The 14,009-nt window shown below is 72.7% G+C and carries 13 protein-coding genes; 9 read left to right on the top strand and 4 right to left on the bottom strand.

Features of this window, described 5'->3' with window-relative positions; all coding sequences use genetic code 11:
* The first annotated feature begins 332 nt into the window (after positions 1–332).
* The 4 genes from Ari01nite_RS31295 (at position 333) to Ari01nite_RS31280 (ending at position 3,534) form a co-directional block, all read left to right on the top strand.
* Positions 333–1,538: a chorismate-binding protein gene (locus Ari01nite_RS31295; RefSeq protein WP_438872253.1), complete on the top strand. Its 1,206-nt coding sequence runs from the start codon at positions 333–335 to the stop codon at positions 1,536–1,538.
* 720 nt (positions 1,539–2,258) lie between these two features.
* Positions 2,259–2,453 (top strand): hypothetical protein, encoded by a 195-nt coding sequence (locus Ari01nite_RS31290; protein WP_203785811.1) that lies wholly within the window; start codon positions 2,259–2,261, stop codon positions 2,451–2,453.
* Positions 2,454–2,508: 55 nt separating this feature from the next.
* Positions 2,509–3,006: a SigE family RNA polymerase sigma factor gene (locus tag Ari01nite_RS31285; protein WP_203785810.1), complete on the top strand. Its 498-nt coding sequence runs from the start codon at positions 2,509–2,511 to the stop codon at positions 3,004–3,006.
* A gap of 27 nt (positions 3,007–3,033) precedes the next feature.
* On the top strand, positions 3,034–3,534 hold the full coding sequence (locus Ari01nite_RS31280; RefSeq protein ID WP_203785809.1) for a peptide deformylase: 501 nt from the start codon (positions 3,034–3,036) through the stop codon (positions 3,532–3,534).
* Between the two features lie 71 nt (positions 3,535–3,605).
* On the opposite strand, the gene Ari01nite_RS31275 is transcribed toward Ari01nite_RS31280, so the two are convergent.
* The 4 genes from Ari01nite_RS31275 to Ari01nite_RS31260 form a co-directional block, all read right to left on the bottom strand.
* A complete protein-coding gene (locus Ari01nite_RS31275; protein WP_203785870.1) occupies positions 3,606–4,085 on the bottom strand; it encodes a mycothiol transferase in 480 nt (159 codons plus the stop codon).
* Positions 4,086–4,243: 158 nt separating this feature from the next.
* On the bottom strand, positions 4,244–5,359 hold the full coding sequence (locus Ari01nite_RS31270; RefSeq protein WP_203785808.1) for an alanine racemase: 1,116 nt from the start codon (positions 5,357–5,359) through the stop codon (positions 4,244–4,246).
* The gene (locus Ari01nite_RS31265) at positions 5,349–6,857 is read right to left on the bottom strand and encodes an IucA/IucC family protein (protein WP_203785807.1); all 1,509 of its coding nucleotides are present in this window, start codon (positions 6,855–6,857) and stop codon (positions 5,349–5,351) included. Before Ari01nite_RS31265 ends, Ari01nite_RS31270 begins: the two co-directional genes overlap by 11 nt.
* Entirely contained in the window at positions 6,854–8,488 is a 1,635-nt protein-coding gene (locus Ari01nite_RS31260; RefSeq protein WP_239163187.1) for an IucA/IucC family protein, read from the bottom strand. Before Ari01nite_RS31260 ends, Ari01nite_RS31265 begins: the two co-directional genes overlap by 4 nt.
* Positions 8,489–8,806: 318 nt before the next feature.
* Between Ari01nite_RS31260 and Ari01nite_RS31255 the strand changes: the two genes are divergently transcribed.
* From Ari01nite_RS31255 to Ari01nite_RS31235, 5 genes are read left to right on the top strand one after another with little or no spacing between them, the layout of a single operon-like run.
* Positions 8,807–10,426, top strand: a complete 1,620-nt coding sequence (locus Ari01nite_RS31255; protein WP_239163186.1) for an ABC-F family ATP-binding cassette domain-containing protein — start codon at positions 8,807–8,809, stop codon at positions 10,424–10,426.
* Positions 10,427–10,438: 12 nt separating this feature from the next.
* Entirely contained in the window at positions 10,439–11,371 is a 933-nt protein-coding gene (locus Ari01nite_RS31250; protein WP_203785805.1) for a tyrosine-type recombinase/integrase, read from the top strand.
* Positions 11,372–11,420: 49 nt separating this feature from the next.
* Positions 11,421–12,257, top strand: a complete 837-nt coding sequence (locus Ari01nite_RS31245) for an undecaprenyl-diphosphate phosphatase (RefSeq protein ID WP_203785804.1) — start codon at positions 11,421–11,423, stop codon at positions 12,255–12,257.
* Positions 12,254–13,195 (top strand): DUF3626 domain-containing protein, encoded by a 942-nt coding sequence (locus Ari01nite_RS31240; protein WP_203785803.1) that lies wholly within the window; start codon positions 12,254–12,256, stop codon positions 13,193–13,195. The genes Ari01nite_RS31245 and Ari01nite_RS31240 overlap by 4 nt, the downstream gene beginning before the upstream one ends.
* Positions 13,192–13,992 carry a maleylpyruvate isomerase N-terminal domain-containing protein gene (locus tag Ari01nite_RS31235; RefSeq protein ID WP_203785802.1) on the top strand — a complete coding sequence of 267 codons (801 nt, stop codon included), beginning with the start codon at positions 13,192–13,194 and terminating at the stop codon, positions 13,990–13,992. The genes Ari01nite_RS31240 and Ari01nite_RS31235 overlap by 4 nt, the downstream gene beginning before the upstream one ends.
* The last annotated feature ends 17 nt before the right edge of the window (positions 13,993–14,009 follow it).

Here is a 14,009-nt window from a genome sequence, read left to right as displayed (position 1 = left end):
GCCGTCACCGTGCGTTAGATGCATTCCTGTGGTTCTGCTGTGACAGTGGTGACCCTGCCGAGCTTGTCTCCGCTTTCTTCGCCGCCAACGGACTGCCGGTGCGAAACATTGGCCGAACGGCTACCCAAGTCCACCCGACTGGCGCTGGCAGTTTGTGCGGAGCGGCACTCTATGTGTCCGCGGCCGCCAGTTCTGTAATTGCCGGCGGCCCGCCGGGCGCTGCCACTCCGGTTCCGACGATCCCCGACGTCTATGCGGTTGTGTACGTCCACACGGACGTTGACGAGCGCCGAACGGACCAACCATGGGAACGTTCACAACGAAGCACGGCGATCTCCGGCCGGCCTCCACGGAACCGGGGGGAGGCCGCGCCGCCGCCACCCGCACTCCGGACGAAACTCGTCCCATCACCCAACTCCCTCGTCGAGGGTCTTTGGCCTGATGGTGACGGCCCGAGGCAATCCGGCCACGTGACGGCGATCACCCCCGGCGCCAGCCGCACAAACAGCCAGAAAGCCAGTTCCGAGGGCCTTCCGGGCGAGTCCCCCACCGGAAGTGCCCAGCCTGCCGCCGGGGAACGCCGCGCGCCGCCGGCGCCGCGCGGCAGCGATCAAGCTTCGGCGGGTGCGAGTGTGCCGGGCGCCGGCACCCATGAGCCGCCAAGGGAGCCGGCCGGTGGCCCGGCCGCCGCCGACCGCGGCGGGGGATGGCGCCTGGGCCCCTGGCGCGCCAGCTGGAGCCCGCGGGAGCACGCCGCCGCCGTCGAAGCCGTCCGGGACGCGATCGGGCGGGGTGACGTCTACCAGGTCAACGTCGTAGGGCACGCCAGCGCCCCCTACACGGGCGATCCAGGCCCGGCGCTGCTCCGGGTGGCCGGGCTGCCCGGCGCGCGGTACGGCGGCGTTCTGGCGGGCGACGGTTGGGCGCTGGCGACCGCGTCGCCGGAGACGCTGGTCGAGGTCCGGGACGGGCGGGTGGTGACCCGGCCGATCAAGGGGACCCGGCCGGCCACCGAGGCCGGGCGCCGGGAGCTGCTGGCGTCGGCCAAGGAGCGGGCCGAACACGTGATGATCGTCGACCTCGAGCGCAACGACCTGTCGCGGCTGCCCGGGCTGGGACCGGTGCGGGTCGAGGAGCTGTTCGCGGTGCGCCGCTGGGTCGATCTGTGGCAGGCGGAGTCGGTCGTCTCGGCGCCGGTCACCGGGCGGCTGGACCTGGCCGACCTGCTGCGCGCGGTGTGCCCGGGCGGCTCGGTGACCGGCGCCCCGAAGCTGGCCGCACTGAACGAAATCGGTCACCTGGAGCCGGTCGGCCGCGGCGTCAGCATGGGCGCGATCGGCTGGGTCGCCGCGGACTACATCGATCTGGGACTCAGCATCCGCACGGTCGCGGTCGACGGTTCCCGGGTGCACGCCTGGGCCGGCGGCGGCATCACCTGGGACAGTGACGCGGACGCCGAGGTCGCGGAGGCCGCCGCGAAGGCCGCCCCGATCCGGGCCGCGCTGGCGGGGGACAGCGGCGGCGGCGCGACGGCGTAGGTGAGGTAGGCGAACGGCCCCTGTCGTTCCATTGTGGTGAGGGTCAGGCGGGCGGGCGCCGGGGATCGCGGGCAGGTCGCGGTGGGTGAAGATCCAAGCCGGTACGTCGCCGTAGTACTCCTGCCATTTGCCGGGGTCGGCCAGCAGGTCGTCGCCCATGGCGAACGCGCTCACCCGGGCGAAGAAGGCGGGGAACGGCGCGTCGTCGCCGCGTTCGTAGCCGACCTCGAACAGCCAGTCCAGCGAGTGGTGCCGGTCGGCGAGGAAGCCGTCGATCGTCGTGGCGGTGTAGTACTGGGTTCTCGGCACGGCGGTGACACTGCCATGGGCGTACGACAAAAACGGGGTTTTGCCGTCGCCGGAGGCGGATCCCGGACCGTCTTCCGCGGTAGGGACACGGCAGGCGGTGAACGAGGATCTACGGGCGTTGCTGCGTGCCGGCCTGTCCGCGGAGTGCCCGCCGCCACTGGGCGACGCGGTGGGCGCGGAGCTGCGCGACGGGCGGCGGCGAACGGCTCCAGACCATGGTCGCCGCCGCCGTTGCCCTTGCTCGTCGCCGGCGGGGCGCTGCAGGCACTGTCTCCCCAAACCGTCCTGTCTCCCCAAACCGTGCCGTTGCTTCCGGCCGCACCGGCGCCGGCACCGTACGCGCGTACGTTGACCATCCACAGCGCCACGGGGACAGCCGTTGGCCTGCGGAAGAAGGCGACGGCAGCGGCCATGCTCCACCTACTGACCACACTCCTCCCGCCCGGGCGGACCAGCGGTTACGCGGCCCCGGACGACCTGTCGGTGCAGCTCTACCTGGACGAGGGCGCCGGGCCCGGCCTGGTGCGGGCGACGGGCAGCCCACCCGTGCGGCCCTCACCGCCGACGAGGCCGTCAGGGTCGCCGCCGACCCGCGCTGGGACGTGACCATGGACGAGCACCTGCTCGACTCGGGCGCCCGGCAGTTCCCCCGGCCGCCGCGATGATCACCGCGGAGGAGGAGTTCGCCGAGTTCGCCCACGCGCACGCCGAGCGCCTGCGCACCACCGCGTTCATGCTCTGCCACGACTGGCACCTCGCCCAGGACCTGACCCAGACCGCGCTCACCAGACTGTTCCTGTGCTGGCGCCGGGCCCGACAGGCCGACAATCTTGTGGCGTACGCGCAAAAGATCCTGCTCCGCGCCTACCTGGACCACCGCCGGCGCCGCTCGTCGACCGAGACGACGCCCGGTGACCTGCTCGAACCCGTCTGCCGCGACAGCCCCGACCTGCGCCTGACCATGCTCGGGGCGCTCGGCCGGCTGCCCGCGCGGGACCGGGCGATCGTGATCCTGCGGTACTTCGAGGACTACAGCGTCGAGCAGGTCGCCGACGTGCTGGAACTCCCGGAGAGCGTGGTCAAGAGCCAGACCCGCCGCTCGTTGGCCAAGCTGCGCCAGGTGCTGGCCGAGGAGCAACTCGCCCTGTTCGCCGCCTGAATGTAACGACCGGATAGCCTGAGCGGCATGACCGTCCGGCCTATTCGGATCTTCGGCGACCCGGTGCTGCGCACCGAGGCCGACCCGGTGACAGCTTTCGACGCCGAGTTGCGCGAGCTGGTCCGGGATTTGGAGGACACCGTACGCGAGCCCGGCCGCGCCGGCGTGGCGGCCCCGCAGATCGGTGTCAGCCTGCGCGTCTTCTCCTACAACGTGGCCGGCCAGGTAGGCCACCTGGTCAACCCGGTGCTGTCAGACTTCGACGGCGAACAGGACGACGACGAGGGCTGCCTGTCCCTGCCCGGCCTCGGCTACCCGACAAGGCGCGCGCTGACGGTCACCGCCCGCGGCTTCGACGTGCACGGCGAGCCGCTGGTGATCGAGGGAACCGGCTTCCTGGCCCGAGCCTTGCAACACGAGACCGACCACCTGAACGGAACGCTCTACATCGACACCCTGACCGGCGACGTCCGCCGCCAGGCCTTGCGCGAGCTGCGCCGGGTCCGCCCGGCCCCTCAGGGCGGCTGACGCCCGCCGCGCATCGCCGCGGCCGGAGCTCAGACCGGGGCAAGCCCCACCGCCCCGCAGACCCTGGTTGATCAGGGCGCCGTCTCGACGACGCCGTGCGAAGTGGACCTCCCGGGATTGCCGGCGCCGCCGGCCGCTTTCTGCGCAGCCTGCTCGATCATGGCCCGATACTGCGCGCGGGCTGCGGGATCGATCTCCTTTTCGTATGCGGCCAGCACCCCGGTCCGGCCGTCGATCTGCTCGCGCAGGATGTCGGCGTGGCCGGCATGCCGGTTGGTCTCCTGCAGGAGGTGGACGATCACGTTGAACAGCTTGACGTCGGGTCGCGACCACCACGGCACGCGCCCGGGGGCGTCGAGGGGAAGCTCCTCGATCGTCGCGTCCGCATGCCGCCAGGCACGGCGATAGAAGCCGAGGACCTGTTCGCGGGTCTCGTGCGGCGTCACCCACCGGACGTCGTACTCGGACAGGCCGTCCAGCTTCCAGATCAGCGCTTCCCGGATCGCCTTGAGCTGGCCGTGCAGGTGGTCCTTGGCGAAATCGTCGATCACGGGCCCGAGCGTGCCACCCGACGGCAAGAGAGCCGGCCAGGTGCCTTCACGGCTCGTGTTGAGGCAGCCGCCGTCAATATTGACGGCGCCACGTCGAGTCAACTGTTGACATGTTGACCGCGTCAACATGTCAGGGCGCACGAGGCGAGGCGGCGCCGCTACACGATGAGGAACTCGGGTGGGTCGTGGCGCAGGAAGTCGTGGTGGGAGATGTCCCAGCCGTAGGCGCCGGCCCGCGGGAACACCAGAATGTCGCCGGCCCGTAACGAACGCACGTGCTGGCCCCGGGTCAGCACGTCGCGCGGGGTGCACAACTCGCCCACCGCGTCCACCGCCGTGTCCGTGACCGACGGGCGGGGGTACGGGTGCGGCCACTCGGAGACCGGCACTATCTCGAAGGGGTGGCTGTAGCCCCACGCCGCCGGCAGCCGGAAGTGATGGGTGCCGCCGCGCAGGACGGCGAACGTGCGGCCGTGGGTGGTCTTCACGTCGAGCACCGACGCCGCGTAGCACCCCGCCTCGGCGGTCAGCAGCCGGCCGGGCTCGAAGATCAGCTCGACGCCGGCCGGGACCCGGACCGTGCGCAGGGGTGTCAGGTCCATGGTGGCGCCGGTGACGTAGTCGATGCCGAAGCCGCCGCCCACGTTGATCACGCGCAGGTCGATGCCCACGGCCGCGGCGGTGCGCTGCGACCAGTCGATGCCGTCGTTCACGAAGGAGGCATGGGCGGCGCCGTCCAGGTTGTTCGAGACGGCGTGCAGGTGGAAGCCGATGATCCGGACCCCGGGGACGCGGACCGCCGGGGCCAGCTGGGACTCCTCGATGCCGAACGGGGTGGGCGCGCCGGTCATGGTGTGGCTGCCGCGCAGGCCGGCGCCCAGCCGGTTGACCCGCAGGCACACGTCCGGCGGGGACGAGGCCAGCGCCGCCAGGCGGCGCAGTTCGTGCAAGCTCTCCACGTTGATCAGCGCGCCCGCGGCCAGGGCCGCCGTCAGCTCGGCATCCGTTTTCGCCGGGCCGCCGAAGACGATCCGGCTCGCGCCGGCCGCGCGGGCCAGGGCCAGTTCACCGCCGGACGCCACCTCCAGGCCGTCGCACGCCTGGGCCAGCGTCGCCAGCACCGCCGGGTGGCCGTTCGCCTTCGCCGCGTACAGCAAAACGGCGGACGGGGGCAGCGAGTGCCGGACCGACGCGGCGCGAGCGCGCAGCGCCGCGGTGTCGTAGACGTAGGCGCACGCCGGGCTGTCCAGGCTGCGCAGCAGGTCAGCGTGCATGCAGCGGGTTCGGCACCGGCACGTGCAGGTCGCCCTGGCCGGCCAGCCGCATCCGGACCAGCGCCTTGTGCGGCACCCGCGGTGCGGTGAACGCGGCGTGGTCGTCGCCGGTGGCGCACGTGTCGAGGACGTCGCGGATGATCCGCCAGGCGCGGTGCTCCTCGATCGGCAGGTGCAGCACGATCTCGCCGAGGTGGGCCTGGAACAGGGTGTAGCCGATCTTGGCGCGCAGCACGTCGAGGTCGTCGGTGCCGACCACCGAGCCGGGCCACAGCGTGATGTGGTGGCCGGCCTCCGCGAGTCTCGGCAGGTGCACGCGCAGGCCGGCGAAGTCGCGCAGGGCCAGCCGGTGCGGGCGGCCGTCGACGAAGGTGGGCAGGCAGTTCTGCAGGTGCGCTTCGAGGGCGACACCCTGCCCGGTCAGGCGGAGCAGGGGCGGGAGGAGCATTTCCGCGTACGCCCGCAGCCAGTCGCCCGGATCGCCGGTGACCAGGTCGCCGAGCAGGAACGGCAGCGCCCCGCCGGGGATGGCCCGCTCGCCGGGCTCCAGGCGGCCGGTCAGGCCGGTGCGGCGGATCGCGGACAGGTCGCGCCCGGAACCGACCGGCACCGCGGACCCGGCCGTCTCGTCGAGCAGCAGCAGCCGGTCGTCTTCGACCAGGGTGTGCAGCAGGCGGGACAGCGCGGGGCCGTTGCGGGTGCTGGCCACGCTGATGCTGCGCCGGGTGGAGGTGACCTGGATGTCGAGGGAGACCTTCAGGTACTCGCCGGTGCCGGGCAGCAGCAGGGTGCGCAGCGCGCCGGTGGGCACCGCGTCGATCTCGTGGTCCAGGATCCGCAGGGCGCCGTCGTGCAGCAGGTCGGCGTAGCGGGCCGGCAGGATCGTGTCGCGCTGCCAGGCGTGCACGGGCTGTACCCGGTAGCCGGGCGGCGCGGGCAGTTCCGGGAACACGTCGTCGCCCAGGTACAGGTCGTCGCGGACGGCCACGAAGCCGAGCCGGGTGGCCGGCGCCTCCAGGTCGTGGGCCAGCACGTCGCTGACGTCCCAGCCGAGCCGGGTCCGGCCGCACGGGTGCAGGTTGTGCCCCGCCACCGCGAGCCGTTCCAGGGCGACGGCCTGCCAGTCGGGGTCGTCGCGGGCTGGGTCGTCGCGGGCTGGGTCGTCGCCGGCTGGGGCGGGCGGCCGGGCCATGGCGATGGCCAGGTTGACGACGGCGTTGCGGATCTCGGCGGCGAAGGCGGGCGCGTCCATGCCGTCGAGCAGGTGGACCGGGTCGCCCACGCCGGAGGTCGCGTATTCGACGCGGCCGTAGCCGTGCTCCGCACCGGGGCCCATGTCGCGCAGGCCCTCGCGGGTCAGCGCGCCGCGTAGCCGGCGGCCGACCGTGTCGGCGGCCTCGGGCACCGCGGCGAGGAAGCCGTCGAGCAGTTCCGGGGCGTGCACGGCCAGCGCGGCCTCGGTGTGCGCGAGGCGCTCCGGTGAGAGGGTGTGCGTCATGCGTGCGCCGCCATCGGGTTGTCCAGAAGGGCCCAGATGTCGTCGAGCGGGTCGGCGGCCAGGCGCATCGCGGTGGTGGCCTTGACCGGCAGCGGGTCGCGCAGCAGGTAGGGCGCGTCGGCCGTGCCGGACTCGCGGACCGCGGCGGCGACCAGGCCCCACAGCCGCCCGGGGTCGGCGCCGCGGTGCCGGGTGAGGGCCGCGATGAGCTGGGCGGCGACCGTGCCGAACGCGGCGGCGGCCAGTTTGGTGCGTAGCACCGCGGGGTCGTCGGTGGGCAGGTCGCCGCGCAGGCCGGGCGGTTCCAGGCCGGCGTTGCGCAGCCGGGCCGGCAGCACCCGGACGCCGCCGAAGTCGCGGTAGAGGATCCGGGTGGGGCGGCCGTCGCGCAGCACGACCAGGGTGTTCTGCCCGTGCGCCTCGAGCGCGACGCCGCGTTCGAGCACGCGCAGCAGGGGCGCGAACAGCAGGGTGCCGAGCTGGGCGATGACGTCGTACGGGCTGGGCACCGTGGCCAGCAGCAGCGGCGACGCCCCCAGCGCGGCGAGCGGCACCGCGGTCTCGCCGGGGCCCAGGGCCGGTGCCTCGCGCACGACGTGGGCCAGGTGCCGTTGCGGGACGCCGTCGACCAGCACGGCGCCGGCCGCGGTCTCGGCGAGCACGTCGATCGGCAGGTCGGCGGTGAGCCGGCGCAGCAGCGCGGACAGGATCGGGCCGTTGTGCACGGCGGCGGGGGAGACGGTGCGCACCGCGGAGGTCATCTGCACGTCGACGGCGGTTTTGACGTGCGGGCCGCCGTCGACCGGTGCCACCGTGCGCAGCGACATCAGCGGCCGGCAGGGCGCGGTCTCGCCGTCGTCGGCCAGCCACGGGTAGCGGTCGAGCAGCCGGCCGGCCTGCCACGGGTGGGCCAGTAGCACCGGCTCGGCGGTGCCCCACCAGCGGTCGGGCGGCACCCGCAGCCGGCGCAGGCGGATCACCGGTGCGTGTTCGGGCGCGTAGGCGAGCACGTCGGCGACGCTCATGCCGCCGCGGGTGCGGCAGCACGGGTGCAGCGGGTGCCCGTCGGTGACCAGCTGTTCGAGGCGGCCCAGCGCGTCCGGGTCGCCGGGCTGCGGCAGGCCGGGGCGAGGCAGCCCAGAGCCGGGCAGGTCCCGGCCGGCGCGGGCCAGGGCCAGGTTGGCGACGCTGTTGTCGATCTCGGCGGCCAGGTCGGTGCCGGGCCACAGCACCCGCACCAGGGTGCCGGGGTCGAACAGGACGGCGCCGGCCGGTGCGGTGCCGCCGGGCTCCGGACCTTGCCAGGCCCAGTCGCCGGGCGGCGGCTGCCGGGCGACGTGCACGGCGGCGGACAGCCCGGCCCCGGCGGCCGCGAACGGCGCGGCGGCGGCCGGGTCGTAGCGCACGGTCAGCCCGCGGAACACGACCTCGCCGGGGCGGCGGGCGGTCATCTCGGGCAGGTGTTCGCGGTCCAGCGCGCCGAGCAGCCGGGCCAGGACCGCGGCGCGGGCCCCGGCGAGCTCCTCGTCGTAGCGGTCGACCAGGCCGGGCCGCAGCGAGGCGAGGTCTTCCCGGGTGCGGGCGGGATCGGCGGTGTGCCGGATCGGCGGCGAGCTGGACGGTAACGGCACGCGTTCATTGTGCGCCCATGCCCGGATCGGCCCGGGAATCGCCTCGGCGCCGGGTGAGCGACACCCCACTCGGAAATCCAACATCCTAGGACGCTCTACAGGTGGTGCGCTCGCGCACCACCCAGAAAAACCAATAAGGAATCAACGGCATCCCCTGGTATTCCGGTTGCGGCGGCGACCGGGCCGCGGCACGGTGGTACCCGTACCTGCTGTCGACCCGGGGGAGTGCTTTTCTCCATGTGATAGCTGCGCCGACCTTCCTGACGCCGCCCGTGTGCGGCGAGTCCCTGTCGGTGTCTGCCCTTGGAGATCCCCTTGTTGAAAGCGTCTTCCCTCAGCTGCGCGCACGACGGTGACCTGCTGTTCGCCGGGTTCGACCTGGTGCTCGGCGACGGTGACCGGATCGCCGTGGTGGGCCCGAACGGTGCCGGCAAGACGACCCTGTTGCGGGTGCTGGCCGGCGAGCTGGCGCCGACCGGCGGCGCGGTGGTCGCCGGGCCCGGGACCAGGGTGGGGTATGTGCCGCAGCAGATGCCCGACCCGGACGGCCCTAACCCGGACGGCCCTAACCCGGACGGCACAGTCGGCAGTTTTCTCACCGGCGGTCTGGGTGAGCTGGCCGGGGTGACGGCCCGGTTGCGCGAGCTCGAGTCGCGGCTGGCCGCCGGTGACGACGTACTGGATGAATTTGGTCTGGTGCAGGAACGGTGGACCGCCCTCGAAGGCTGGCAGGCCGAGTCGCGGCTGCTCGAGATCCGGCAGCGCCTGGACATCGCCGGGGTGCCCGACGATCTGGCGTTGTCCGCGGTGAGCGGCGGTGAGCAGGCCCGGTTGCTGCTGGCCCGGGCGTTGCTGGATGCGCCGGACGTGTTGCTGCTGGACGAGCCGACGAACCATCTGGACGCTGAGGGTGCGGCGTGGCTGGGGGAGTGGCTGGCCGGTTTCCCGGGTGGCGTGCTGGTGGTGTCGCACGATCGGGCGTTCCTGGACGCGCTGGTGTCGCGGGTGATCGAGCTGGACGGGATACACGACGAGCCGCAGGACTTCCCGGGCGGCGGCTACACGGCTTACCGGGCCGAGAAGCAGCGCCGGTGGGAGCGTTTGCTGCTGGATTTCGAGGCGCAGGAGAAGGATCGCCGCCGGTGGGAGGCGGACATCGAGCGGACGAAGCAGCAGTCGCTGAGTGTGGAGCTGGCGACGGGTCTGGGGGTGGCGGGTCCGCATCTGCGCCGGGTGGCCCGGTTGGTGGCGCGTAAGGCGAAGGTGCGGGAGCGGCGGTTGCGCCGGCAGATGGAGTCGGTGCGGTGGATCGCGCAGCCGCGGACGCGTCCGCCGTTGACGTTGGCGTTCCCGGGGGACGAGGAGGAGTCCGGGGAGGTGGTGGTCAAGGTTCGCGGGCTGTCGGTCGCGTACGGGGACCGGGTTTTGCTCGATGATGTTGATCTTGACGTGCGCCGCGGTGACCGGATCCTGATCACCGGCCGTAACGGTGCCGGGAAGACGACGTTGCTGCGGGCATTGACCAGGGCGGCCGGTGACGAGGTCGCGGTGCTGCCGCAGACGTCGGACGGGCTGCGGTCGGACGCGACGGTGATGGAGTTCTTCCGGCAGCGGGTGCCGGTGTATGTCGACGATGCGGAGCGGCTGCTGGCGGGGCATCAGTTCGGGCCGGATCAGTGGGCGGCGCGCACCCGGAGCCTGTCGGCGGGGGAGTTGCGGCGGCTGGTGCTGGCCGTGCTGGTGAATGCGCCGGCGCGGGTGCTGGTGCTGGACGAGCCGACGAACTTCCTGGACTTCGACGCGCTGGACGTGGTGGAGGAGGCGTTGCGGCGGTACCGGGGGACGCTGCTGACGGTGACGCACGACCGGTATTTCGCGGAGGCGGTGGGACATGACCGGCGCTGGCATGTCGCGGCGGGTGCGGTGATCGGGAGCTGAGACGATGGCGGCATGCAGGTGGTGCCGAGGCAGGGCGGCGGCGCGGTGGCGCCGTTGGGGGCGGCGGAGCAGGTCACCGAGGCGTGGCTGCTGAACCGGCGGTTGTCGGAGCACACCCGGGCGGCGTATCGCCGGGATGTGGCGGGGTGGCTGGCGTGGTGCGCCGGGCGCGGGGTGGATCCGTTGCGGGCGTCGTTCCTGGACGTGAACGCGTACGCCCGTGGTCTGGAGTCGCAGAGCCTGGCGGCGTCGACGGTGGCCCGGAAGTTGTCGGGGTTGTCCAGTTGGTACGACTTCCTGGTGAAGTTACGGGCCGTGGACCTGAACCCGGTGGGTGGCGCGGACCGCCCGTACGTGTCCCGGGACCATTCGGTGACGGTGGGCCTGACGCCGGAGGAGGTCGACGCGCTGCTGGTGGCCGCGGACGCCGCGGGGCCGCGGAACCGGGCGGTGATCACCCTGCTGGCCGATCTGGGGTTGCGGGTCGGTGAGGTGGTGGGCCTGGATCTGGCGGATGTGGGCTGGGAGCGCGGTCACCGGACGGTGCGGTTCGTGGGCAAGGGTGGCCGGCCGCGGCGGCGGGTGCTGACCGCGGGTGCGGGCGCGGCGCTGGACGACTACCTGGCGTCGCGGGGCCCGGATGACGGTCCGTTGTTCGTGACGGCGTCGGGTGGCCGGATCGACCGGCACGCGGTGTTCCGGCTGGTGCGCCGGCTGGCGAAGGAGGCGGGCATCCCGGCGGCGGAGCGGTTGTCGCCGCACTCGCTGCGGCACGCGTTCGCGACCACGGCGCGGGCCGAGGGGGTGCCGCTGGAGGACGTGCAGGACGCGATGGGTCACGCCGACCCGCGGACGACGCGGCGGTACGACCGGGACCGGCACAACCTTGATCGTGATCCGGCTTACACGATCGCCGCGGCGCGGGTCCGGCGCGTCGGGGGATGACCGGCACCCCTATGCTCAACCGCGGTTCGGGGCGCGGGAGGGTCGGGGTTTGAACATTTTCGAAGCGATTCTGTTGGGTGCGGTGGAGGGGTTCACCGAGTTCCTGCCGATCTCGAGCACGGGTCACCTGACCATCGTGGAGAAGTTGCTCGGCTACAACATCGCGTCGCCGGACATCACGGCGTTCACGGCGATCATCCAGTCGGGCGCGGTGATCGCGACGGTGCTCTTCCTGCGTAAGGACATCCTCCGGATCATCACCGCCTGGCTGCGGGGTTTGTCCAGCCCGCAGGCCCGGGAGCACCCGGACTGGAAGTTCTCCTGGGCGGTGATCCTGGGGTCGATCCCGATCGGCATCGTGGGGCTGACGTTCCAGGACACGATCGAGACGACGCTGCGCAGCCTGTGGTTCGTGTCGGGGGCGCTGATCCTGTGGTCCGGGGTGATGTTCTTCGCCGACCGCGCGGCGACGCAGATCCGGCACGAGGCCGACGTGACGTGGAAGGACACGCTGATCATCGGCACCGTGCAGTGCCTGTCACTCATTCCGGGGGTTTCCCGGTCCGGGGCGACGATGTCGGCGGGCCTGCTGCGTGACTTCGACCGGGTGACGGTGACGAAGTTGTCGTTCTTCCTGTCCATCCCGGCGCTGCTGGGTGCGACGGTGCTGCAGGTGACCACCGAGGCCGGCAACATCGCGGAGGGTGTCGGCTGGGTGAACACGATCACCGCGACGATCGTGAGTTTCGTGGTCGGGTACGCGGCGGTGGCGTGGCTGCTGAAGTTCATCGCCGGGCACACGTACACGATCTTCATCGTGTACCGGATCGTGCTGGGTTCGCTGCTGATGGTGCTGCTGGCGACGGGCGCGCTCGAGGCGCAATGACGTCGCCCGCCGAGCGTGCCGTCGCCCACGTGCGGGGCCTGTTTCCCGAGGCGGGTCCGCCGGGGCTGTTCGACCGTGCGGTGATCACGGTCAGTTTCCACCCGGACCGCCTCGTCGCGGGCGGCCGCACGGTGGCGGAGTGCCTGGTGGCCGAGGGGGTGTACCGGTCGCAGTTCGAGACCGGGATCTCCAACGGCGGCCTGGACGGGGTGATCGGCGGCCGGCGCACGGTGTGGGAGCAGCGGATGTTCGGCGGCGCTTACGTGTCGCCGTCCGGGCGCCCGATCTACGGCGGCCTGAACCTGGCCGGGCATCCGGACGGTGCGTCGCCGCGGTTCGGCAGCTGTCATCTGGTATTGCGGCCCGAGGTGTCGCAGCGGGCGACGTTCAGTCACGGCGACAGCGTCACGGAACCGTCCGTGGTGGGCACGGCGGTGTCGTTCGGTGCGGTGTGGGCGGCGCTGCTGGACGAGGTGTCGCGGACCGGGCGGGCGTTGAACGTGGCGGCGGCCTCGGCCGGCGACTGGGTGCGGGCGCTGGCGGTGCCGCGGCGTGCTCCCGGCCGGGCGCTCGACGACTACGTCGAGGCGCAGGTCCACGGTGGGGTCACCCTGGGTGCGGATGTCACGGCCGTCGTGGCCGACCCGTCCTTTCGCGGTACGAGGTACGAGGAGCTGCTCGGTTCTCTGGCGCCCGCCCTGGACTGGTCGCCGGGCTTCCGGTTGCCGGCCACCGGCTTCCCTGCCAGTTTGCGCGGCCCCGACGTGCCGCCGCTGGCGTTGGAGATCGCCGACCGGTACGGCACGCCGGTGCTGGACGCGGAGGTGATCGGCCGGGCGGCGCGGGAACCGGGCACCACGCCGGAGCGCCTGCAGCTGATCAAATACCTGTGGCACATCCTGGTGCTGAACGGCGCACCCATAGACTCGCCGTCATGACGTCTCCTCTTCCCGCCGACCGGGTGATCGCCGCGTTGCGGTCCGGGCACGACGACCTTGCCGGGTATGCCGCCGGCCTCGACGAGAAAGGCCTGGCCGGCCCGTCCGGCGCCGCGGAGTGGCCGGTGGCGCAGGTGCTGAGCCATCTCGGCAGTGGCGCGGAGATCGGGCTGGCGACGCTGGACCGGGCGCTGGCCGGCGGCGGGAAGCCGCCGGAGGGCGCCAACGAAAGCGTGTGGGACCGGTGGAACGCGATGTCCCCGGCCGAGCAGCGCGACGGTTTCCTGGTGTCGAACGAGAAGCTGGTGTCCAGGTACGAGTCTCTGGACGCCGCGACCCGCGAGGATCTGCGCATCGACCTGGGTTTCCTGCCGGCGCCGGTGAGCGTGGCCGAGGCGGCGCGGCTGCGGTTGTCGGAGTTCGCCCTGCACGACTGGGATGTGCGGGCGGTGGCCCAGCCCGGTGCGACGGTGGCGTATTCCGCGGTGCCGCTGCTGCTGGACGGCTACGGCCCGATGCTGGCGTGGATCGCCCGCCCGCACGAACTGGGTGGCCGGCAGGCGGCGCTGGCGGTGCAGTTGCGCGAGCCGCAGGCGCAGTACGGCCTGGTGCTGGGCGATGAGGTGGCGCTGTCGGCCGGCGCGCCGGCGGAGCCGGACGGGGTGTTGCGGTTGCCGGCCGAGGCGTGGTTGCGGCTGTTGACGGGCCGGTTGGGCCCGCAGTTCACGCCGTCCGGGGTGGAGGCGCAGGGCCCGGTCACGCTCGACGATCTGCGCCGGGTCTTCCCCGGCTTCTGACCGCTACAGGTTCTGGC

Source organism: Paractinoplanes rishiriensis (assembly GCF_016862375.1).
GTDB lineage: Bacteria > Actinomycetota > Actinomycetes > Mycobacteriales > Micromonosporaceae > Actinoplanes > Actinoplanes rishiriensis.
This window is presented reverse-complemented; position numbering and strand designations above follow the sequence as displayed.

What these genes read in the sequence shown, in the direction of transcription:
- Ari01nite_RS31290 (WP_203785811.1), top strand. Translation starts at nt 2,259, where the DNA reads ATGCTCCACCTACTGACCACACTCCTCCCGCCCGGGCGGACCAGCGGT.
- Ari01nite_RS31285 (WP_203785810.1), top strand. Translation starts at nt 2,509, where the DNA reads ATGATCACCGCGGAGGAGGAGTTCGCCGAGTTCGCCCACGCGCACGCC.
- Ari01nite_RS31280 (WP_203785809.1), top strand. Translation starts at nt 3,034, where the DNA reads ATGACCGTCCGGCCTATTCGGATCTTCGGCGACCCGGTGCTGCGCACC.
- Ari01nite_RS31270 (WP_203785808.1), bottom strand. Translation starts at nt 5,359, where the DNA reads ATGCACGCTGACCTGCTGCGCAGCCTGGACAGCCCGGCGTGCGCCTAC.
- Ari01nite_RS31265 (WP_203785807.1), bottom strand. Translation starts at nt 6,857, where the DNA reads ATGACGCACACCCTCTCACCGGAGCGCCTCGCGCACACCGAGGCCGCG.
- Ari01nite_RS31250 (WP_203785805.1), top strand. Translation starts at nt 10,439, where the DNA reads ATGCAGGTGGTGCCGAGGCAGGGCGGCGGCGCGGTGGCGCCGTTGGGG.
- Ari01nite_RS31240 (WP_203785803.1), top strand. Translation starts at nt 12,254, where the DNA reads ATGACGTCGCCCGCCGAGCGTGCCGTCGCCCACGTGCGGGGCCTGTTT.
- Ari01nite_RS31235 (WP_203785802.1), top strand. Translation starts at nt 13,192, where the DNA reads ATGACGTCTCCTCTTCCCGCCGACCGGGTGATCGCCGCGTTGCGGTCC.